Below are 23,417 nucleotides of genomic sequence, written 5' to 3' on the forward strand. Positions count from 1 at the left end.
ACAGGCTGTCCGATTTGTTCAAATGCTTTCGTATATGTAAAACAGCATTGATACACAAGCATATACGAGACAGTAAAAAAGAGAAGAAAAACCAGAAAACGGAAAATTGTACTTTTTTTATTCGTTGTTTCTGAAACGAACTACTATCTTTGCATCACTATTTATACCTAATAATTCGAACAATCGGAAAGCAAACCAGAATATGATAAACCAGAAATCGGATGGCGGACAAAACGTGCTGATTTTCCTTGCATTCTTATCTGCCCTTCTTCTGTCAGCGTGCGGACGAACAGACTCGTGCGACGATGTGAAGCCCGACGACGAGCAGAGCCTTGTCATCAGCAACAGTATTTCCAACCACCAGATTCTCTCGATGGCCGAGGATGCGCAGGGGCACATCTGGCTGGCCACTTTCCGTGGTCTCAACCGCTATGTATCGAAAGAATTTTATCAGTATTTTGTCACCGACGACTCCACCTCTATACCCGATAATCATGTGGCCGCCGTCTACCGCGACTCAAAAAACCGTCTGTGGGTATCCACCGTCAATGGAACGTGTATTTACACCGACGAAGACAATTTCCGACGCATCCGTCTGGAGGTGGATAACCGTTATATACAGCAGATAGCCGAGACACGCAGTGGCAAAATACTTTTCAATACCGGCACGGACATCTATGCCTACAACGAGAAAGACGATGTGATTCGTCCGTTCATCAGGGGACTCGACACGTCGTTTTATTTTGCACGTCTCTTTATCGACTCCAAGGATATGGCGTGGCTGGTGGGGGACACGTCACTGAAGGCATACGACACCAAGACCGGCAAACTTATACATACCATCACCCTCAACCGGGTGCCACGCACATCCTATCTACGCAACGGCCATGAATTGTGGATAGCTTTCGACAACGAGATGCGGCTGTTCGACACCACCAACCGCCATTTCATGCCTCTGCCCCCCGCACTGGCGTCGGGCCGACTGACTTCAGCCACCATCTTGGCCATGACCGACTATCCGTATGGCGGCATGGTATTCTCCTCGACGGAGGGTAAGTTGTTTTACTACAACAATCGTGAGAATGTCATCATCGACCAGACTGAGGCAGGATTCCCATTCGAAGCTCCACGATTCAGGGTGGATAAGTTTTTTACTGATTCACAGGGTAACCTTTGGATGGGCTCGGTAGATCAGGGGTTTGCCGTAGCCTATAGCCAAAAGGACCATTTCAATGCCGACCGTTATCTGCAACGACTGGTAGACGGGTGTCCTGTAGCCGCCATAGCAAGTCATGACAGAGAGGTGCTTGTATCGACCTGCCACCAAGGAATTATTATCTACAACACCCAGACACACGCCTCGGCGCGCATCACGCTCGACCAGTTGCTCGGCTCCAACCGTGAGCGGCGTGGCGACAGCTATGTGAGAAACTTCTGTGTGACCCGTTCGGGCGAGGTGTGGCTGGCTGTGAGCGATGCCGGCGTGCTACGCTGTAAGATGGAGGGAGGACGGCTGACCGTAGTGGAGCACTATGATGTAACATTCCCGATGCACATCATCGAAGACAACCTCGGCACCATCTGGGTGACTACGGCCTCGGTGAATGTATGCTACCTCCTGCCCGGCGAGAAAGAGTTCAAGAGCCTTCAGGCCTTTGCCGACAATGACTTCACCTTTATTCCCAGCATCACCCAGCTTGCTGACGGACGCATCCTCGTTGCAGCCTTCTATCGCCCTATCCGCACCATCGACCCACGCTCGCGCATGGTCAGCGATCTGCCCATACGCGAGGGCGATATGAAGCAGGCCATCTCACGTTCAGTATTCATCCCCACAGCGGTACATCAGGACCGCAGCGGGCACGTGTGGATAGGTACCGTCAGTAACGGTTTGCTTCGCTATTCGCTTGCCGACAGCTCACTCACCTCCGTACGAGGCACGGCTTGCAACGATATTTCCGGCATCGAGGAAGATCAGCAGGGACATATCTGGGTGAGCACCATGAGCGGAATGAGCAAATATGACGCCTCTACCGGCCACATCGCCAATTTCTTTGAACCCGACGGTATCGGCGGAAACCAGTTTGAAGACCGTGCTTCAACCATACTCGCCGACGGCACTTTGATGTTTGGCGGCACCCACGGCGTTACAGCCTTTAACCCCATGGAGGTGACCAACAAGCATGCCTATCGCGTGACATTCGAAAACCTGAAGATACACAGCCAGCTGGTGCGCCCATCGAAAGGCGGTCCTATCGAACAGAGCATGGCTCTCCAGCCCCACATCCGTTTGAATCACCGGCAGAACGGATTCAGTATCGCCTTTGCCGCCATTGACTATTCAGACTACGACCGTGTGCATTTCTACTATCAGATGGAGGGCTTCGACAAGTACTGGATTGATGCGCACAACAATCGCGAGGCGTTCTACGCCAATCTGCCCGCCGGCACCTATACCTTTAGAGTAAGAGCCACCAACATCGAGAACAATGTGGTGGAAGACGAGAAAGAACTGACCATCACCATCAGTCCTGCTCCGTGGAACTCATGGTGGGCATGGACAATCTACCTGCTGCTGGCCTTCGGTCTCGCTATACTGGCTGTCAGGATAACCCGCAACATACAGCGCGAGCGCGCAGCAGTTCGTCGGGCGGAGTTCGAGAAGGAGCAGGAACGACGCGTTAATACGATGAATATGAGTTTCTTCGCCAACATCTCACACGAGTTCCGTACACCGCTGACCATGATATCGGGTCCTATAACCCAGCTGCTGCACAAAGACTCTGTGACCAGCGACGACAAACGCCTGCTCAGTATTGTCGGTCGTAGCGTTGATCGGATGCTCCGCCTGGTGAATCAGCTGATGGACTTCAACAAGCTGGAGAACGACACCCTACACCTACAGGTGCGTCGCGATAACATCATTGCCACGCTCCGTCCCGTCGTGGAAAACTTCACCATAAGCGCACAGGCGAAGGATATCACGCTTGTGAGCTATGGCATCGAAGACTCCTGCCTGATGTGGATAGATGCCGACAAGGTGGACAAAATTATGACCAACCTACTGAGTAACGCCCTGAAATTCACGCCTCGTGGCGGTCGCATCTCCGTCTCGTTCGATATTGTGCCCGCCGAGACCGTGACTGAAGAACTCACGGGTGTGGCCAAACGAGCCCAACGCTATGCCAAAATTGTAGTAGCCGACAGTGGTAAGGGTATTCCCGAAGGGCAACTGGAGATTATCTTCAAACGTTATTATCAGGCAGACAATCAGGGTGGAGGCTTTAACCGTGGCACGGGAATCGGACTCTACTACGCCCGCAGTCTGGCCATGCTCCACCACGGCACCCTCACAGCGTCCAACCGCAAAGAAGGCTCAGGCGCGGTATTCATTCTCCTTTTGCCCCTCGACGACGAATTCTACACCAGCGAAGAGCGGGCGGCTGTAGACGAGACGCTCAAGCTCGTTACGCCGGCTGAGCTGCGTGTGGCCGCACAGATGACTCTGAGAAACGACAACGAAAGCGAGGAAAGCGACAGCTCGCGGCCTACAGTACTGATTGTAGACGATGACACCGACGTGGTGCATTATCTGCGCGAACTGCTCTCGCCTACCTATCACGTGGTGTATTACTTCGACGCAGAGACGGCCTTCCAGTCGATGGCCAAGAACGCACCCGACATTGTGCTCTCTGATGTAGTGATGCCGGGCACAACCGGGTACGAGCTATGCCGACGTATCAAAGACGACCTGCAGATGTGCCATATACCAGTGATACTCGTGACAGCAAAGAATACGGTGGAGAGCCAGGTGGAGGGACTGAAGACCGATGCCGACGCCTACGTCACAAAACCTTTCGAACCCACTTATCTCCTTGCACTTATCAGCTCCATCCTCACCAACCGCGCCAAAACACGCTCCCATCTCTCGCAGGCCACGCAGATGGACGAGGTGAGCGAGGGCGAGCTGTCGCCACAGGACGAGGCGTTCATGACTGACCTCTATCATCTCATGGACCAAGAACTGGCCAACAGCGAACTGGATGTGAACAGCATGGCGGAGATACTCTGCATCTCACGCACGAAGTTCTACTATAAAGTGAAAGGGCTAACAGGCCTGAATCCATCTACATTCTTTAAGACCTATAAGCTCAACCGAGCCGCCAAGCTATTGCGCGAGGGGCGCTACAACTCATCTGAGATTGCCTATATGACAGGTTTCTCCACGCCCTCCCATTTCTCCACCAGTTTCAAGAAACAGTTTGGCGTTACGCCAAGCGAGTATGGAAGCACAGTCCCTAAAGGGAAAAAATAGGGTAAGCGCATGAGGCGTAGACTATGAGAGTCGCCCAGATTCAGCACTTGGACTGGCGTCAACGCCCATGAAGAAAAGGTTGGGAGACAGCGTTATCGTAATTCAGCAATGGTTTGCAGGCAATTTGACCCATAACGACACCTATTGCCTTCAATCGTCCGATAATCTGCATGTCCTTGTTCATGTTGTAATGTAGGAAATGATAGTTCGTGCGTGTATGCCTTTGTTGCGCTCGGACCACTTGTTACACTCTTCCCTCGCAAGTGCTAAATTTGTAAAATTAGATTACTGTTTTCCAACGCTTACTTTTCCATCATCTGGGCAGAAATGCGCCATGTTTCGATCGTCAAAATCAGTCCGGATGGCTCGGAAAAAGCCATGACCAGGCGATAACGGCCTGATGGCGGTGCGGTTACAGCCTTATCGCGGTGCGACGAAAGCCCATTCGCGGTGCGATAACGCTTGAACCGCACCGCCATTCCATATGCAACCGCAGGTGAGAAAACAGGGCACATAATGGCCTAAATACACAACACGCTAACTATCAGACTTATACAAAATAGCGTTTCTTTTGCGAATTTCGACCCACAGCATTTTTATTTTCAAATAAGCGAAGCATGGAGCAGGGTTTGTCAAGAAAAAAGCACACCCTTTTAACTCCGTGAATGCGAAATAACTAAGCCGGCAAAAAAGGTTTTTGACCGGCTCAGGCGCCAGAATTGTGGTCAAGATGAGAACAAAGGTTAAAAATCTCCATGCTTTTATCCGTTCTCTCTCTGCTTTTTACTATCTTTGCACAATCGTTGCATACGCGTATTGCAATAACACATTGATTCAAAGATATAAATGAAACAGTACAGATTAGTGGACAACATACTGGGCTGGCTGGCCTTTCTGATAGCCGCCGTGGTGTATTGTTCGACCATTGAGCCGACAGCCTCCTTCTGGGACTGTCCCGAATTTATCGCTACCGGATACAAACTTGAAGTCGGCCACCCACCGGGGGCACCGTTCTTCATGCTCACGGCCAACCTGTTCAGTCAGTTTGTCAGCGACCCGAGTCAAGTGGCGCGCATGGTGAACACCATGAGTGCGCTGCTGTCGGCAACCACCATTACGTTCCTCTTCTGGACCATCACCCACCTCACCCGCAAGCTCATTGTGAAGGATTGGGACAGCCTGACGCTCAGCAAAACCATTGCCATCGAGGCAAGCGGCCTGGTGGGCGCACTGATCTATACCTTCTCCGACACCTTCTGGTTCTCGGCCGTAGAGGGCGAGGTGTATGCCTATTCATCGGCATTCACGGCCATTGTGTTCTGGCTCATCCTGAAATGGGAAGACCATGCCGACGAGCCCCACGCTGACCGATGGTTGGTGCTCATCTTCTACATGATGGGACTGAGCATCGGTGTCCACCTGCTCAACCTGCTCTGCATCCCGGCCATCGTGCTGGTGTACTGTTATCGCCGGTTCCCCGATGTGGAGACCAAGGGGTCGCTCGTGGCGCTGCTCATCTCATTTGTCATCGTGGCCGCCGTGCTTTATGGTGTGGTGCCGGGTGTCGTCACCGTCGGCGGATGGTTTGAACTGTTCTTCGTGAACACTTTGGGCATGCCGTTCAACACGGGGCTCATTCTCTATATTGTGTTGCTCGTAGCCGCAGTGCTGTGGGGAATCTACGAAAGCTATATCGGTCAAAACGCTCGTCGCGAAAACATTTCGTTCCTTCTGGCCTTCGGCCTCATCGGCATTCCGTTCTACGGATATGGTTGGAGCGCAGTAGTGATTGGAGCGATTGTGTTGGTCGTTGCAGCCATCCTGCTCAACTACAAACGGATGATCAACAAAAAGCCCGTGCATGTGGTCACCTCACGATTCAAAAACACGGCTCTGCTCTGTATGCTGATGCTCATGATTGGCTATTCCAGCTATGCTCTCATCGTCATTCGTTCGGAGGCCAACCCACCTATGGATCAGAATTCTCCCGAAGACATCTTTACCTTGGGCAGCTATCTGAGCCGTGACCAGTATGGCGACCGTCCGTTGCTTTACGGGCAGGCCTATACCTCGCAGGTGGCTCTCGAACAAGACGGGCAGATGTGCCGACCCAAGATGAAACAGGGCGCGCCCATCTACAGCCGCAAGGAAAAAGCCTCGCCTGAGGAGAAAGACTCCTATTTCGTTGTATCGCATAAAGACAAATATGTCTATGCCCAGAACATGCTCTTCCCGCGCATGCACGATGCAAGCCATGCGCAGGACTATGAAGCCTGGATGGGGGGCGTCGAGGGTACGCAGGTGCCGTATGACCGTTGCGGCGAGCCTGTAATGGTCAAGATGCCCAACCAACTCGAAAACATCAGGTTCTTCCTCTCCTATCAGTGCAACTTCATGTACTGGCGCTACTTCATGTGGAACTTTGCCGGTCGGCAAAACGACATTCAGGGACATGGAGAACTGGAGCACGGCAATTGGATTACGGGCATTCCCTTCATCGACAATGCCCGTTTGGGCGACCAGAGCAAGCTGCCCGACGCCCTGAAAGAGAACAAGGGGCGCAACGCATTCTACTGTCTGCCGTTGCTGCTTGGTCTAATCGGCCTGTTCTGGCAGGCCTTCCGCGGCCGGCGCGGCATACGCCAGTTCTGGGTGGTGTTCTTCCTTTTCTTCATGACCGGACTGGCCATTGTGGTCTATCTCAACCAGTCGCCGGTGCAGCCTCGTGAGCGCGACTATGCCTATGCCGGCTCGTTCTATGCCTTTGCCATCTGGTGCGGTATGGGTGTGGCGGCCATCATCGACTTGATGAAGAAATATCTGAAACTCGACAACGTCGTTGCAACGGCTATCGTTGCGCATATCTGCCTGCTCGTACCGATACAGATGGCCAGTCAGACGTGGGACGATCACGACCGCTCCAACCGCTACGTATGTCGCGATTTCGGCCAAAACTATCTCATGACTTTGCAGGATAAGGGCAACCCCATTATCTTTACCAACGGCGATAACGACACGTTCCCACTCTGGTATAACCAAGACGTGGAAGGCGTTAGGACCGACACGCGCGTGTGCAACCTCTCTTATTTGCAGACCGACTGGTATATCGACCAGATGAAGCGCCCGGCCTACGACTCGCCTGCCGTACCGATCACGTGGCCCCGACTCGACTATTGCTCGGGCACCAACGAATATGTGGAAGTGATGCCCAACATGAAACAAAGCATCACGGAGCTGTACAAGCAAGACCGCGAGACCGCCGAGAAGCTCTTCGGAAAGAATCCTTTCGAGGTGGCCAACGTGATGAAATACTGGGTGCGCGGTGATTTCACCAATGAACAGACCAGTATTTTGGCATCCGTCTTCGGCGTTGAGGAGAGCAAAGTCAAAGAAGCCATGCACATGATTCCTACCGACACGCTCTATGTCCCCATCGACAAGGAGGCCGTGAAGAAGAGTGGAATGATGATGGCAAGCGACACCATCCCCGACCAGATGGTTATCTCGCTGGCCGGTAAACGTGCACTCTACAAGGGAGACTTGATGATGCTCGAGATGATTGCCAACTGCAACTGGACTCGACCCATCTATGTAGCCCTGACCGTAGGCGAGAGCAATTATATGAATCTGGGCGACAGCTTCGTGCAGGAAGGCCTTGCCAACCGCATCACGCCATTCCTCACCAACAAGCCGGGAACCAAGAACTTCGACACCGAAGCCACCTACAACAACCTGATGCACCGCTACCGCTATGGCGGGCTCGAAACCAAGGGACTGTATATCGACGAGACCACCATGCGCATGTGCTACACCCACCGGCGCCTCTTCGGCCAGCTCGCCCTGAACTTGCTTGCCGAGAACAAGCGCGACAAGGCTCTCAAGGTGTTGCAGAAGGCTGAAAAGGTTATGCCGTCATACAACATTCCGATGAACTACATGAGCGGGGGAACCGACATCGCCAAGGCATACGCACTGCTCGGGCAAAGCAAAAAGGCGCTCGCCATCATCAATGATGTATGGAAAGAGGCCAGCCAATACGGAAGTTACTACCTGAGTCTCGATGGTTCACGGTTCCAAAATTCGCAGCGCGACTGCATGATTCAGCTCACCATCATGTCGCAAATAGCCGACATCACAGGGATGGTGGACAAGAAACTGGCCGCCAAGCAAAAGGCACACATCGATAACTTCTACAGTCTCTACATCAACAAGGGCGGAAAACCCTTGGGACAATAGCGAATGGAGAGGCGTATGGGAATATCAGGTAGCATCATTGATTCGGGCAGATGTTCATAGAACAACCGGCCAAATGGCTCCGATGGCTGTATCCTAATGCCATCTGGCGAATGGATACCAACGAACACGCCGTGTATCTGACCTTTGACGACGGTCCGATTCCCACCTCGACTCCGTTCATTCTCGAAACACTGAGGGCGTACGGAGCCAAGGCTACCTTCTTCATGGTGGGCGAAAACGTGCTGCGATACCACGACCTCTACAATCAAATCGTGGCAGAGGGGCATCAAGTGGGCAACCACACGTTCAACCACATGGGTGCTTTCAAGCATTGGGCGCTGACCTATGCCCTCAACACGGCACAGGCCAACGACCTGATCAAGAGCCACCTCTTCCGTCCGCCGCATGGCTGGATGCGCCATTCGGTGTACTGGTGGTTGCAACACAAATACAAAATCGTGATGTGGGATCTCGTCACCCGCGACTACTCCAAGTGGCTCACGGCAGAAGATGTGGTCAGAAACGTGAAGCGATATGCCCGCAACGGCTCCATCATCACCTTCCATGATTCGGAAAAGAGCATAGACAAGCTGAAGACTGCACTGCCTGAAGCATTGCAATGGCTACAGGAACAAGGATATGAGTTCAAGATTTTCGAATGAGATTAAAGCCGAGGCCAAGCGTCTTGGCTTTTTTTCATGTGGCATAGCCAAGGCCGAACGGGTGTCGCAGGAGGTTGAAAACCATCTGCGACAATGGCTTGCCGACGGGATGAATGCCGATATGGAATGGATGGGAAACTACTTGGATAAACGTATGGATCCACGTTTGTTGATGGACGGTTTGAAGTCTATCGTGTCGGTAGCCATGAACTATGCTCCGACCCAAAGGCTGCCTCAAGACCAACCACAGATTGCAGCATACGCGCTCGGACAGGATTATCACGAGGTGATGAAGCAGAGACTGCACCGCCTTGCCGCCTTTATCTATGGTGAGGATCGGCTCAAAGATGCCAACTACCGGGTGTTTGTGGATAGCGGTCCGGTGCTCGAAAGATATTGGGCCGTACGCGCCGGACTCGGTTGGGTGGGCAAAAACCGGCAGCTTATCATCCCCCACGCCGGCAGTATGTTCTTCTTGGGAGAGTTGTTTCTCGACTTCGAGACCGACTACGACAGACCTATAGCCGACCGCTGTGGGGCGTGTACAAAATGCATCGACCACTGCCCCACCCGGGCATTAAGCCCAAACCATGACTTCAATTCCACGCTCTGCCTCTCCTATCAGACCATTGAGAACCGCAAGGAACTAAGCGAAGAAGCCAAAAAAGCAATGGGAAACGTTATCTACGGATGCGATAGATGCCAGGCGGCATGCCCCTGGAACCGCTTCGCCACACCCTCCGATATTCCCGAGTTCCAACCGAAACCCGAGCTTCTGCGTATGACCCGTGACAACTGGAAGAACCTTTCCGTTGAAGACTATCGCCGTCTTTTCAAAGGCTCCGCAGTAAAAAGGGTGAAATACAAAGGCCTGATGCGGAACATATCCACCCTCTTTTCGGAAGGAGAATAATTCCGCCATCGGCCCTCGCCTATTTTTATTCGCACATGTCGCTCACCACTTGCATCAGCTCCTTGCCTATCTGGTCAGCCTCTTCTTCGGTCAGGGCCTCACTGTAGACACGGATGATGGGTTCGGTGTTGGACTTGCGCAGATGCACCCACTTGTTGGGGAAGTCGAGCTTCACGCCGTCTATGTCGGTCACCTGCACGTCGTTTTCGCCGGAATATTTCTCTTTCACCCTCATCAGGATGGCATCTACATCGGTGGAAGCGGTGAGATCGATGCGGTTTTTGGCCATGAAATAGCTGGGGAACGTTGCACGCAGCTGGCTGGCGGTCATCTTTTTCTGAGCCATTGAGCTCAGGAACAGACCGATACCCACCAATGCATCGCGGCCGTAATGGCTTTCCGGATAGATCACTCCACCGTTGCCTTCGCCGCCGATCACGGCGCCAACTTCTTTCATCTTGGTCGTGACATTCACCTCACCCACTGCCGATGCATGGTATTTGCAGCCGTGTTTCTCGGTCACATCGCGCAGTGCACGTGTCGAACTGAGGTTGCTCACCGTGGGTCCCTGCACGTGGTCGAGTATGTAGTCGGCCACGGTAACGAGCGTGTATTCCTCGCCATACATCTTTCCATCCTCCTGGATAAAGGCCAGTCGGTCCACATCGGGATCCACCACGATACCCAAGTCGTAGTCGCCTCCGGCACATTCGGCCATGATCTCACCCAAATTCTTCTCGATGGGTTCTGGATTGTGTGCAAAATCTCCATTGGGTTCCGCATTGAGGAAAGTGGCCTCAACACCCAGTGCCTCGAAGAGGTCGGGCAGGATAACGCCACCCACCGAGTTGATCGTATCCACCACCACCTTGAAACCGGCGTTCCGGATAGCCTCAACATCGACCAGCGACAGGGCCAGCACTTCTTCGATATGTCGTTTGTTAAACGAATTGTCCTGGCTGTATTTGCCCAGATGGTCTACCTCGGCATATTCAAAATCCTCCCGCTCGGCTATGTCCAGCACCTCACTGCCATCGGCAGCCGTCAGAAACTCGCCCTTGCTGTTCAGCAGTTTCAGTGCATTCCACTGACGGGGGTTGTGGCTGGCCGTGATGATAATGCCACCATCGGCCCCGCTCATGGTCACGGCAAGTTCGGTAGTCGGCGTGGTGGCCAGTCCGATGTCTATCACATCATACCCCATGCCCATCAATGTGCCACACACCACGTTTCTCACCATATCGCCCGAGATGCGTGCATCGCGTCCCACGACGATTTTATTGCTCGGTGACTTACTGTTCCGGCGAATGAAGGTGGCGTATGCCGATGTAAACTTCACGATGTCGAGCGGATTCAGGGTGTCACCCACCGGGCCACCGATAGTTCCGCGGATGCCCGAAATTGATTTGATTAGGGTCATATTCTATTGGTTTAAAATGTTATCATCCGGTTATCCCGGATTGGTTTTTAGGTTCATATCCGAATTACAGCCCACGCTGGTAGGTGATGTCATACATATAAGGTATCACGCGCGAGGTTGCCCCCATGTGACCCACGTCGTGCGGAACGATGATGCGCACCTTGGCCACCTCGTCGCCCTCGTTGGCCGGACGACCCACGTTGATGAACGTCAGCGGCACAAGCCATCCCTGCGGCACCGAGCTGGTCGTCAGCCCATGGGCAGCCACCAGCGTGCTCTCTTTTGGAACAAAAGACCCAGTGAACGTTCCGGAATTGTTGGTCACCGACATCTTGTCCACCCAATAGCCCAGCGCTGAAGCCAGAACGTTGGACACCTCGATGGAATCGGTCATCATGTTTCGCTCGGTGAAGCGGCACAATACCCTCACCCTTTCCCCATTTTTGATGGGGCTGCCACAGCCCTTGCGCACAATCTGCATGTACACACCGTTGGACTCGAAGAGCACAAACTCGTTTTTCTTCACGTCCGTGGTATAGTTTTTCCGGGCAAATTCCTCCTCGCTGATCACCTTGACAGCCGAGTCGGCCACATATTTACTAATGGCCGCGCGTTCCCTGTTTTTCTGGTCGGCGTAGGTTTCTCGATCCTTGCAGCCCACCAGGGCCATGATGCCGATTAGCAGCAAGGACAGAAAGGTCAGTTTCCTCATTGTCATATTTGTTATGTTTATGGATGCAAAGTTAATAAAAAGCCGATAGAGCCACGAATATTCAGAATAAAAAAACACATCATCGTGCAATCTCCTGACGCCCAGTTCCGCACATCTCCGTCACAACTCCGGCGCAGGCGTGGTCTCCGCTCGTCGTCAAGCCATTCATTTGCCCTTCAGCTGGTCGGCATAATGGTGAATGGCCTCGCGCGTTATCCGCTCAGCTTCCTCCATGGTGCAGTCCAACTGACCGCCGCTGGCATTGAAATGCCCACCGCCGTTGAAGAATTGCTTGGCCATCTCCTCCACCGAGAAATCGTCCACCGAGCGCAGGCTCACCCATATTTTATTGTCCACACGGTCGTCCTCGCGCAGCGAAATCGACACCTTCATGCCCTTGATGCGCAGCGGCTCGTTCACCAGTCCCTCGCTGTCGCCGCGCACATAGTGGAAGTCGCGGATATTCTGCCGGGTCAGTGTGAAGTAGGACGCGTGCAGGTCGTCGAAGACATTGAGTTTCTGCGACATCAGATAGCCGCGCAGGCGAATGGCCCACTGGCTGTAGTTGTTGTAGACGTTGCGGTATATCTTGTCCTTGTCGATATGCTTGGTAAGCAGCTGACAGATGATGAAAAAGATTTCCGGGCGCGTGGAATTGAAGGTGAAGCCGCCCGTATCGGTCATCATGCCGCAATATATAGAGGTAGCAAACTTCGCAGAAAGCTCCTCAAAGCCGCCCAACTGCCACACCACCCGGAACACAACCTCGGAGGCAGAGCTCAGATCGGCATGCGAGACGCTGACCTCGGCCGGCAAGTTGGGGTCGAGATGATGGTCGAACATCACGCGCGGAGCAGCACAGTTGGTCAGCGCTTCCTCCATGGCATCCACGCGGTTCAGTCCGTTATAGTCGATGCAAAACACCAGCTGCGCCTTGTCGAACAGCTGTTGCACCTCCTCCGGATGCTTGTCGTATCTGATGATGCGTTCACTCGTGGGCAGCCACCGCAGAAAATCGGGATAGCCATTGGGCACAACCACCGCGGGCTCCTTGCCATAGTGCTCACGCAAATAGACCGCCCAGCCCAGCGATGAACCCAGCGCATCGCCGTCGGGTCGCGAGTGGGTGGTTATCAATATGTGTTCTGCCGAAGCAATGAGTCGCTCGAGCGTCTCTACCTGCTCGGCTGATAAAAGGTTCAAATTCATCATAGGTGCAAAGGTAATAAAAAGATTGGGAACAGTCTCGACACGACTGCGGCTTTTTCTAAAAAATCAAACGAAAGTGTGGGGCAACTCGTTCTGTCAATAAAACTTCACCATTATCGTGTCGGGATTTGCAGGACAACCAGAGTGAAAAGCGCCATGTTTCCAGTCCCCAAGCCGTCCGCAATCGGTCGGAATGGCGGAAGCGTGGTGCGGTTAGAGTCTGATCGCATCGCGTCTACAGCCCAATGGGCGGGCCACGGAGGTGGATTCCAACTGCCAGTAGGCCTTAACCGCACCGCCGATAAGGCCTCATCGCGAGCTCAACAAAACCCGACGATTGTCGGATTTATCAACAGCACTCATTACTCCCTAATGCTCAACAACTTGCAAAATGGCTGTAAATTTCAAGAATTTCGACTCGTCGGCTTTCTTTTTCGGAATTTGCGAAATATACGCGCATATTTGTCCGATATTTTGGCATGACATTTTCATATCCCGTGTTGCATGGCCGAACGGGGGTGGAAAAATTTTCTGAAAAATAAATAATTTTCGGATGGGGGTAAATTCATATTCTTACGTTATAGGGGCAGAAGATAAAATAAAAGTTTAAGTTTATGAAAAAAATCGAGAGTATGAAAAAGAAACAAATTCTTCTCTGGTCACTCCTCGTTCTGGGGACAAGTTCTTTGACCACCACTGCAGTTGCACAAAACGACGCCCGGTTCCATATGGAGCTGGACTACGGCTACAACCTCGGCTTCACCGAGAAGATCAACGGCTACAACTACGACTCCCAAGGCAAGCTCGGTGGGCACGCGCTCACCATCAATGCGCTCTACAACATCCGCCCCGACATGACAGTGGGCGTGGGCTACGGCCTGAGCCGCTTTACGCGCGAATACAACGGCGACAACAACACCATGCCGCTCTATGCCACCTTCCGATACCGCCCCCTGGCCACGCACCGCGCGCTCTATGCCTACGGCGACCTGGGCTACACGCTCTTCAACGACAGCAAGAACCACAACTTCACGGGCGGCATGCTCGGGGGCATCGGCGTGGGCTACCAGCTCATGTTCAAACGTCACTTCGGCCTGAACTTCAAGCTGGGCTACGGCTTGCAGCAGTTTGCCAACATCCCCATTATTACCGGCACCAGCGAGAAGAAAAACCTAACCACGGGGGAAGTGACCACTATCTTCAACCACGACAAACGCAGTCTGTGGCGGCACTCGGTGCATTTCGGCGTGGGATTAGTGTTCTGATGCCCCGGTGTTCCCCATCATTTGTCTCCAATCTCTTTGACATCTTATCATCATGACGCATCATTCCTTAAGTTCAAGGCTCATCATCGCCCTACTCTTCTGCCTCACCCTTCCGATGGCGGCCTGGGCACAGCACACCACCCTGAAGCAGGAGATGGACTGGCTGCACCAGGTCAGGAAGGTGAACTTTGTCTACGACGCCAAGCTCCATGTGGACAAGGCCTACACGGGGCCTAACATCCGCAAGATGCAGCTGGGGCAAGCCTTGGCCACGCTCTTTGCAGGCTCGGGCATCAGCTATGAACAGAAGGGCCGCCACATCATGCTCAGGGCAGCAACCCCCGCCCCTTCGACAACCGCACCGGCCAAGACCGAGGGCAAACCGCGGGGCAAACCGCAACGCACCCATACGCTGAGCGGATATGTGAAGGACATGGACGGCGAGACGCTCATCAACGCCACCGTCTACGACCTCACCACCCGTCAGGGAACGTTGACCAATGCCTACGGATTCTTCTCCATCACGTTGCCCGAGGGTGAGCACGACCTGCGATGCAGCTATATCGGCTTTGAAGACAAGCTGGAAAAGCTGAACCTCGATGCCGACAAGCATATCACTATCAGCATGAAGGAGAATGCGCGCGTGGGCGAGGTGGTGGTGGTGGGCGACCTCAACTCGCCGCTCATCAACACGCAGACGGGCAAGCGGTCGCTCTCGCCGCGCGACATCCAAACCGAGTTTGCGCTGTTGAGCAGTCCCGATGTGGTGAAGACCCTGCAGCGCATCAGCGGTGTGGCAGAGGGTGTAGAACTGGCCAGCGGGCTCTATGTGCACGGGGGAAACAATGACGAGAACCTCTTCCTCATCGACGGCACACCGCTCTATCAGATTAACCATACCATGGGGCTGTTCTCCGCCTTCAACACCGACGTGGTGAAAAATGTGGACTTTTACAAGAGTGGCTTCCCCGCACGCTACGGGGGCAGGCTCTCGTCGGTCGTCGACGTGCGCACCAACGACGGCGACTTCTACCATGCCCACGGCAGCTACCGCATCGGACTGCTCGATGGCAGCGTGCATTTCGAGGGGCCTATCCGCAAGGGCAAGACCTCTTACAACATCGGGTTGCGACGCAGTTGGCTCGACATTCTGTCGCGGCCGGCCTTCGCCATTGCCAATCGGGGGGACAAGGAGGATAAGATCTCAATCAACTACTTCTTTCACGACCTCAACGCCAAGGTGACCAATATCTTCAACGACCGCTCGCGCATGTCGCTCAGCCTCTATTCCGGACAGGACCAACTCAAGACGAAGGACGAGTGGAAATCGGACTGGGACGGCGGCAACAGCGATCGTGACATCACCAAGAACAGCTTCAGCTGGGGCAACCTGAATGCAGCCCTGAACTGGAACTACCAGTTCTCGCCCAAGCTGTTTGCCAACTTCACCGCCGTGTACACCTACAACAAGGCCAAACTAAACTCCTCGGAAGACGACTTCACCACGAGAGACGGCCAGCAAACAACCACCTTTCACTCGGCACACCAATACCAGTCGACCATCAACGACCTGGGCTACAGATCCGCCTTCGACTACCGTCCCTCACCCCATCACCACATTCGGTTCGGCCACGACTACACATGGCATATGTTCAGACCGCAGACCCACGCACAGGATGTATACTTCCTGACCTACGAGAAGAGAGACACCTTCAAGACATCGGGCAGGAACAGGCACACGGCCCACGAGTGGAACGTCTATGCCGAGGACGAGATGACCCTCAACAACCATTGGAGCGTGAACGGCGGGGTGAACGCTACGCTGTTCAATATCGGCAGCAAGACATTTGGAACGCTCGACCCCCGCTTTGCCGTGAAATACCAGCCCACTGGCCAGCTCTCGTTCAAGGCATCGTATACGATGATGACTCAGTTTGTACATAAGATTTCGAACGCTGTTCTCGAGCTCCCCACCGACTACTGGGTGCCCACCACCGAGCGTCTCAAGCCCATGCGGTCGTGGCAGGTTGCAGGCGGAGTGTACTATCAGCCCGCCCGTCATTGGATGCTCTCCATGGAAGGATACTATAAGTATAGCCGCCACCTGCTGCAATATACCAGCTGGTCGAGCTTGGAGCCGCCGGCCGAAAAGTGGGATCTGTTTGTCATGGACGGCAAGGGACGCTTCTATGGCCTTGAGCTTGATGCGTCCTACACCACCAAGCGATTGGAATTGCAGGGAGCGTACACCCTGTCGTGGAACCAGCGCAAATATGACGATTTCTACAGCGACTGGTATTTCGACAAGTTTGACAACCGCCACAAGCTCAACCTCTCGGCACGCTGGAAGATTACCGACAAGATTTCGGCCTTCGGTGTATGGAGCTTCCACTCGGGCAACCATATCACCGTGCCCACGCAGCTCATCGCCACTCCCAACACTCCGGGTGGTCATCCCGTGGACTACGACAACTTCCAAAGCCATGTCAGACAAGGGAAAACCTACGACCCATGGGAGGAGCGTCGCAGCTACGAAGACCAAACTGTGTTTGTCTACGACAAGCCCAACAACATGAACCTGCCGGCCTATCACCGCTTGGATATCGGTTTCGACTTCCACCACACCACCAAGCACGGGCGTGAGCGGATATGGAACCTGAGCTTCTACAACGTGTATTGCCACTTCAACTCGCTCTTTGTGGAGGTCAAGCAGAAAGGCAATGGGCAGTTCTACATCAAGAATCACGCCTACATCCCCGTTGTGCCGTCGTTCAGCTATACCATTAAATTCTAAGCAATAAAGTTTTAATACATTCTCATGAACAACAGCAATATGAACAAATTGATATATCTCGCCACCCTGCTGCTACTCCCTCTTACCGGTTGCAAGGACGATATCGACATATCAACTCTGAGCAACCAGGAAAAGATGGTGGTCTACTGCATGCCCACCGCCTCCGACACCACCTATATATTCGTTAGCCGCAGCATCCCCGTGAAGAGCTACAACGATTCGGTCAAGATTACAACCGTTGACAATGCCCATATCCAATATGCCGTGAACGGCGAAAAACGCGGTGTGGAGCACATCGGAAAAGGATATTACCGAGTTGTAGGGAAACAACAAACCGGTGACCAAGTGACCCTCGGTGTATCGGCGGAGGGATTAGAAAGCGTGAGTGGCACAACAACGATTCCCGAAGCAGTGCCAGTGAGCGACATTTCGGTGCACGAGGTGACGGCCTACGACAACGAGTACGAGAGAACAAAGGACCTCGACCAAGTGGTAGCCACCTTTACCGACAACGCAGCCACACGCGACTACTATGCCGTTCGCGTGAAGATCAAACACTATTGCGGAACAGCCACCATGTACAAGAACGGGCGGATAACTGCCTACTACAACCATTACAACAAGTTCCTGATCGAGAAAGACCAGATAGACTACGACTCGATCTCCGTAGAGTTTACCGACTCGGCCTATACGTATCCCAAGATCGAGACACAGAGCGAGGAGTTGCTGATGCCCGTAGGCTCGGTTGATGATTTCTTCGGATTCTCGAACAGTTTCTTCGGCTACCTGTGCATCTTCGACGACACGGCCATCAACGGCAAGACCTACACGCTGCACCTCAACGTTGACCGCCGTAATTCGATCACGCTGTACGACCACGGCTATGCCATCCATTACGAATTTGCCAAGGCCTACCAAATAGAGCTGCTGCGCATCTCCCCGGAGTATTACAACTTCCTCCGCGCACTGAACGATGTGGAAAACAACGAGCTGGCTCGTGCCGGATTCTCGCAGATCAGACCCATGGAGTCGAATGTTGCCGGCGGACTGGGGTTGCTGGGTGGATGGAACACCGATACAACGGCATGGAAGATGAAGGCGCCAAACAAGAAACAATAGAAACCAAAAACCACACAGCCATGACACCAACCAAGGACAAGGAACAGCGTTTTGTCATGCGTTACTACGCACCTGGCAAACTCGACACGCGCAAGGCTCTTCAAAAAGTGAAGGCCGGAATAGGCATGCGCCCCACCCGCTACCGCTGGGCATGGGTGGGAACAGCCGCTGCACTGCTCGTGCTGGTGGTTGCAGGAACTACGCTCTATTTCCACGAGCCCAGCACAACGCTCACCGCCAAACGGAGCGTCGAGCGCTACACGCTGGCCGACGGCACGCGCGTGACCCTCGCCCCCGGCGCTACCCTGTCGTACAAGGGCGACAACTGCCGGCGCGTGGAAATCGAGGGCAAGGTATTCTTAGACATCAAGCACGATGCCGATAATCCGTTTATGATTATGGATCAAAACTATACGATAAACGACATCGGCACCAAGCTCATGGTCGAGGAATCACTTGCCGGCACCTCGGTATATGTGACCGAGGGCACCGTGTATTTTGCCTCGACCGCAAACAAGAAGTCCGGCATTACGCTCAACGAATCGGATGCCGCCATCCTGACCGCCCACGGCAACGGCCCGAAACGCATCGCACATCCGGCCAGCAATGCCACGACGTGGGCCACGGGACAGTTTCACTTCGACAACACCCCGTTGGCCGATGTGCTGCGCGATCTGTCGGCATATTATGGCGTGGAGCTATCGTGTGCCGACACGGGCAAGCACCTCTCCGGCGACTTTGATGCCGTGAGCTTAGACGAGGTGGTGGCCATCATAGAACAGACACTTAACGTTCGAATAGTAAGTAGGATACCATGAATTGACAAGTGATTGTAACACACGAAAATCCCCGGACTATAGCGATAGTCCGGGGATTTTCACATATCGGGGCACTGCCTACCGGCCGGGATTGGCAAAGGCATCCATGATTTCGGTTGGCCTACCGTTCCTGAAAGCCCCAAGCGGATAGGCACCCTCCAGTTCGGGTGCCCAATAGAAGACGCCGTGGCAATGGCCGTCGGTGTTGTGGTGCGCGGCATTGATGATGGCCGACAGAATCTTTTTACCCTCAACGGGTTTGCCAGCCTCCACACCCGTCTCGACAACCATCGACTCCGTGCCATACTTCTGGTAGAGATACTTGATGTTGGCCGCAAAATCGCGCACAGTTCCCTGCCAGTCTTCCTCGAGTCCGGCCTCCTTGTCCCAATAGGGATAAACGCTCACGCCTATCATATCCCATTTGGCACCATACTTGCGCAGGCCGTCAAAGATGAAGTCATAGCGCTTGCGGTCGCAACCGCCATCAAGATGAACGATCACCTGGGCATCGGGATAGACCTGTTTCACCGCATCGTAGCCTGCCTGGGTGAGTCCGGCATATTGCTCCATGTGGTCTTGGGCACGCCCCATGGGCCACAGGAAACCATTCGTGGTCTCATTACCCACCTGCACCCAGCACACATCAATGTCGTGAGCCTTCAGCAGTTGCAACACCTCGCGGGTGTGTGCAGCCAACTCATGTTTCATCTCATCGTACTTGAAATACTGCCATGCACCGGGTATGTGCTGTTTGCCGGGGTCGGCCCACCAATCGCTGTAATGGAAATCGATCATCACGGCCATGCCGTAGTATTTGGCTCGCTTCGCCATGTCGAGCACATCGTCTTTGCCCGACCATCCACCGCGGGGGTTCACCCATACACGCAGACGCACGGCATTGAGTCCCAGCTCATGCATCAGTGCGGTGTTCTCGCGCAGTTCACCACGGTTGTTATAGAATTTCTGGCCACGGGCTTCCATTTCTGTCGTCCCACTGATGTCGGCGCCGAGCCAGAACTTGGCGTCGGTTTGCGCATGAGCCGATGCGACAAGCAGGAGGCTCAGCAGCAGGGTTGTCAAGGTTTTGTTCATAGCTTGCTTATATTAATAAGGTTGAATCTGATTTGCAGTGTCGCGCTATATCCACAAAACGGGAATCCCTAAAAAGGAATTCCCGTTTCATGATTGATGGAGGCGGTTTGTCCGCCCTCAACGCATGTCCCTTAGTCGGGGACACCCACTGAATTAATAGTTCTCAGGGGCAATCTGGAAGAACGACTGCGGATGGTCGCAAACCGGGCAAACCTCAGGAGCCTTCTTGCCAATCACAATGTGTCCGCAGTTGCGGCACTGCCAGATGCAATCGCCGTCGCGAGAGAACACGATCTTGTCCTCGATGTTCTTCAACAACTTGCGGTAACGCTCCTCGTGGCGCTTCTCCACGTCGGCAACGCCCTTAAACTTGGCTGCAATGCCGGGGAAGCCTTCTTCCTTAGCGGTCTTGGCCATCTCGGCATACATGTCGGTCCACTCGTAATTCTCACCGTCGGCAGCATCTTCAAGGTTGGTGGTGGTGGCAGGAATATCGCCGCCATGCAGGAACTTGAACCACAGCTTGGCATGCTCCTTCTCGTTGATAGATGTCTCGTTGAAAATGTCGGCAATCTGCTCGTAGCCTTCCTTCTTGGCCTTAGAAGCATAGTAAGCATATTTGGTGTGAGCCTGACTCTCGCCGGCAAAAGCCGCCATGAGGTTAGCCTCAGTCTTGGTTCCCTTCAAGGCCTTGGGGTCAAATTCCTCAAAACGATCTGCCTTGGCGTGACATACCGGGCACTTCTCTGGTGCCTTCTCTCCCTCATGAATACTACCGCAAACGGTGCAAATAAATTTCTTCTTCATATGATAATGTTTTTGTATAATGTGTTAATACAGTTTATGTTCTTGTATCTATGGCAAAGATAGCTATAAATTCGGTGGATGCAAAGGGGAATTGTAATAATTATAAGTCCGTCGAGCTATTTATACTAATTTTAAATCAACGTCTCACTATCCGCCCGCGCACCACCAAAAACCCCGTCAAGCCCCAACCAATGTTGAGCCCCCATATGCTCACCCAAGCGAAGCCGTGCCGCCTTAAACAACTTCTCATACGCGCGTCACGTTTCGTTCCGTCCTCATCATAGCTCACCCGACAGATAATGAAGACATTCTCCTGTGTGGAGACGAAGGCAAGTCCACGTCTCATCAGGGACTACCGTTGTAAAATATGATTACCGATTTTGGGGTAGTTGCATTCGGAGCATCCAGAGAAAAATGCGCCATGTTTTTTTCTTAGTTATCAGCCGAAACAACATAAAAAATTCAATGGCTTCGCGTTTGGCATCTTTTCATCATGCGATTCGGGCTTCGTCATCGTGCGATGAAGCCTTTGTCACCGTGCGATTCGGGCTTCATCGGCCTGCCATTCGATACCAAACGGCGGACGACGAAGCCGACATTGTCAAGGCAGTTCCGCATAACCTATTGATTGTTAACGGACTACGAATTCCGCAAATTTCACGGATTTCAGAGCGGAGAGGGTGGTGTTTTCAAATAAACGAAAGATAGAGGGGTGTTTGTCAAGAAAAATACGAATATCAAGTATCTTGTTTCAACAAAGATGATATGGAGCCTCGGAGAAGATTTTTGAGTCTGCTTTTAACAATGATTGTCAACGAAATATTGTAACTTTGCAGCATTGCGGGGGGCGCAAGACACCACCCGCCCAAACAGAACAACACGCATGTTTAGACTGAAGACTCTCATTGCCGGTCTCATCGCAGCCTGCCCGGTCATGGCTCTGGACCTTCCCACCGACGGCCCATTGACCATTGACCCCAAACTGCAGGCTCTGGGTGAGCGACTCCTGCAAGGCAAGCAAGGCAGCATCGTGGCCATAGAACCGGCCACGGGGCGCATCCTGGCACTCGTGAGCCAAGACAAGGTGAACGACGGGGTGAACAGAGCCATTTCGACAGACTACTCACCGGGGTCTACCTTTAAGGTGGCGCAAGCCTTGGAGATGCTGTCGGAGGGGGCGCTGACGCCCGAAACAACCTACCCCTGCAGACGCGGATTCACACACGACGGCATCCGCATCGGGTGTCATCCACACAAGTCGCCCTTGGCGTTGGTGCAGGCCATAAGCCAGTCGTGCAACGCCTATTTCTGCAAAGCATTTCAGGAGATGCTCGACAACCGCAGCCTGTATGTCTCCAAACACCGTGCCATCAACCGTTGGAACGCTTACATGCAGAGCATGGGACTGGGCAGGGCGCTCGGTGTTGACTTGCCCGACGAGGTGAGCGGTGTGATGCCCGACTCGGCATTTCTCGCCGCGAAGCACGGCTCATGGAACGGCACCACGGTGATGTGGGTGGGCATGGGGCAGGGCGAGGTGAAAACGACTCCCCTGCAACTGTGCAACCTGGCCGCCGTGATAGCCAACCGCGGATTCTATCTCACACCGCACATTCACGAGTCAGCCGCCGGACTTGCCATCGTCGAACAAGACACCACCAAGCACCGCAGCCTCGCCACACCCGAAGCATTCGATATCGTGGTTCGGGGCATGCGAGCCGCAACAGTGAACGGGACGGCTGCAAGCCTCAACAATCCGGACTATGAAATATGTGGAAAGACCGGAACGGCAGAAAACGAAGGCGAAGATCACTCCATCTTCATGGGCTTTGCCCCGATGGAAAAGCCACGCATTGCGGTGAGCGTTTATGTGGAGAACGGGGGATTCGGTGCCGATCTGGCCGCTCCGCTCGCTGCCCTGATGATGGAACAGCACATCAACGGCAGGCTTTCGCAAATGTCGGAGCGACGCGCGGCAAAGTGGGAAAACCGAAAAGTGAAGATTACACCCGTGAAAGTGGAAATCAACTTCGACGACCTCTGATAAATCCG

At 53.5% G+C, this 23,417-nt stretch carries 16 protein-coding genes; 9 read left to right on the forward strand and 7 right to left on the reverse strand.

Features of this window, described 5'->3' with window-relative positions; all coding sequences use genetic code 11:
- Positions 1-202: 202 nt before the first annotated feature.
- Entirely contained in the window at positions 203-4,315 is a 4,113-nt protein-coding gene (locus HMPREF0645_RS11775; protein ID WP_007175258.1) for a hybrid sensor histidine kinase/response regulator transcription factor, read from the forward strand.
- 302 nt (positions 4,316-4,617) lie between these two features.
- Here HMPREF0645_RS11775 and HMPREF0645_RS14015 read toward each other — a convergent pair whose 3' ends face one another.
- Positions 4,618-4,794, reverse strand: a complete 177-nt coding sequence (locus HMPREF0645_RS14015; protein WP_211205384.1) for a hypothetical protein — start codon at positions 4,792-4,794, stop codon at positions 4,618-4,620.
- A gap of 367 nt (positions 4,795-5,161) precedes the next feature.
- Here HMPREF0645_RS14015 and HMPREF0645_RS11780 point away from each other — a divergent pair, with 367 nt between their 5' ends.
- The 3 genes from HMPREF0645_RS11780 to queG are packed head-to-tail and all read left to right on the forward strand — an operon-like array spanning position 5,162 to position 10,126.
- Entirely contained in the window at positions 5,162-8,551 is a 3,390-nt protein-coding gene (locus HMPREF0645_RS11780) for a DUF2723 domain-containing protein (RefSeq protein WP_007175261.1), read from the forward strand.
- A 50-nt stretch (positions 8,552-8,601) separates the two neighbouring features.
- Positions 8,602-9,213 (forward strand): polysaccharide deacetylase family protein, encoded by a 612-nt coding sequence (locus HMPREF0645_RS11785; protein WP_007175262.1) that lies wholly within the window; start codon positions 8,602-8,604, stop codon positions 9,211-9,213.
- The gene (queG, locus tag HMPREF0645_RS11790; RefSeq protein ID WP_007175263.1) at positions 9,191-10,126 is read left to right on the forward strand and encodes a tRNA epoxyqueuosine(34) reductase QueG; all 936 of its coding nucleotides are present in this window, start codon (positions 9,191-9,193) and stop codon (positions 10,124-10,126) included. The genes HMPREF0645_RS11785 and queG overlap by 23 nt, the downstream gene beginning before the upstream one ends.
- 25 nt (positions 10,127-10,151) lie before the next feature.
- Here queG and glmM read toward each other — a convergent pair whose 3' ends face one another.
- From glmM to HMPREF0645_RS11805, 3 genes are all read right to left on the reverse strand, one after another.
- A complete protein-coding gene (gene glmM, locus HMPREF0645_RS11795; RefSeq protein WP_007175264.1) occupies positions 10,152-11,546 on the reverse strand; it encodes a phosphoglucosamine mutase in 1,395 nt (464 codons plus the stop codon).
- Positions 11,547-11,610: 64 nt separating this feature from the next.
- Positions 11,611-12,264, reverse strand: coding sequence for a BamK family beta-barrel-assembly machinery protein (locus tag HMPREF0645_RS11800; RefSeq protein WP_007175265.1), 654 nt, complete (start codon positions 12,262-12,264; stop codon positions 11,611-11,613).
- Between the two features lie 159 nt (positions 12,265-12,423).
- A complete protein-coding gene (locus tag HMPREF0645_RS11805) occupies positions 12,424-13,467 on the reverse strand; it encodes a DHH family phosphoesterase (RefSeq protein ID WP_044123651.1) in 1,044 nt (347 codons plus the stop codon).
- Between the two features lie 614 nt (positions 13,468-14,081).
- Between HMPREF0645_RS11805 and HMPREF0645_RS11815 the strand changes: the two genes are divergently transcribed.
- The 4 genes from HMPREF0645_RS11815 to HMPREF0645_RS13715 all read left to right on the forward strand — a co-directional run bounded on the left by HMPREF0645_RS11815 (position 14,082) and on the right by HMPREF0645_RS13715 (position 19,463).
- Positions 14,082-14,732, forward strand: coding sequence for a DUF3575 domain-containing protein (locus tag HMPREF0645_RS11815; protein WP_007175268.1), 651 nt, complete (start codon positions 14,082-14,084; stop codon positions 14,730-14,732).
- A 115-nt stretch (positions 14,733-14,847) separates the two neighbouring features.
- A complete protein-coding gene (locus HMPREF0645_RS11820) occupies positions 14,848-17,526 on the forward strand; it encodes a TonB-dependent receptor (RefSeq protein WP_007175269.1) in 2,679 nt (892 codons plus the stop codon).
- A gap of 39 nt (positions 17,527-17,565) precedes the next feature.
- Positions 17,566-18,645 (forward strand): DUF4249 domain-containing protein, encoded by a 1,080-nt coding sequence (locus HMPREF0645_RS11825; protein ID WP_044123652.1) that lies wholly within the window; start codon positions 17,566-17,568, stop codon positions 18,643-18,645.
- Entirely contained in the window at positions 18,612-19,463 is an 852-nt protein-coding gene (locus tag HMPREF0645_RS13715) for a FecR family protein (protein WP_169305464.1), read from the forward strand. The genes HMPREF0645_RS11825 and HMPREF0645_RS13715 overlap by 34 nt, the downstream gene beginning before the upstream one ends.
- A 78-nt stretch (positions 19,464-19,541) precedes the next feature.
- Here HMPREF0645_RS13715 and HMPREF0645_RS11835 read toward each other — a convergent pair whose 3' ends face one another.
- The 3 genes from HMPREF0645_RS11835 to HMPREF0645_RS13720 form a co-directional block, all read right to left on the reverse strand.
- A complete protein-coding gene (locus tag HMPREF0645_RS11835) occupies positions 19,542-20,558 on the reverse strand; it encodes a glycosyl hydrolase 53 family protein (RefSeq protein ID WP_007175272.1) in 1,017 nt (338 codons plus the stop codon).
- A gap of 153 nt (positions 20,559-20,711) precedes the next feature.
- Positions 20,712-21,365, reverse strand: coding sequence for a rubrerythrin (gene rbr / locus HMPREF0645_RS11840; protein WP_007175273.1), 654 nt, complete (start codon positions 21,363-21,365; stop codon positions 20,712-20,714).
- Positions 21,366-21,501: 136 nt separating this feature from the next.
- Entirely contained in the window at positions 21,502-21,711 is a 210-nt protein-coding gene (locus HMPREF0645_RS13720; protein ID WP_156777929.1) for a hypothetical protein, read from the reverse strand.
- 537 nt (positions 21,712-22,248) lie between these two features.
- Between HMPREF0645_RS13720 and HMPREF0645_RS11845 the strand changes: the two genes are divergently transcribed.
- Complete coding sequence (locus HMPREF0645_RS11845) at positions 22,249-23,409, forward strand: penicillin-binding transpeptidase domain-containing protein (RefSeq protein WP_007175274.1); 1,161 nt, start codon at positions 22,249-22,251, stop codon at positions 23,407-23,409.
- The last annotated feature ends 8 nt before the right edge of the window (positions 23,410-23,417 follow it).

The organism is Hallella bergensis DSM 17361 (genome assembly GCF_000160535.1).
Lineage (GTDB): Bacteria > Bacteroidota > Bacteroidia > Bacteroidales > Bacteroidaceae > Prevotella > Prevotella bergensis.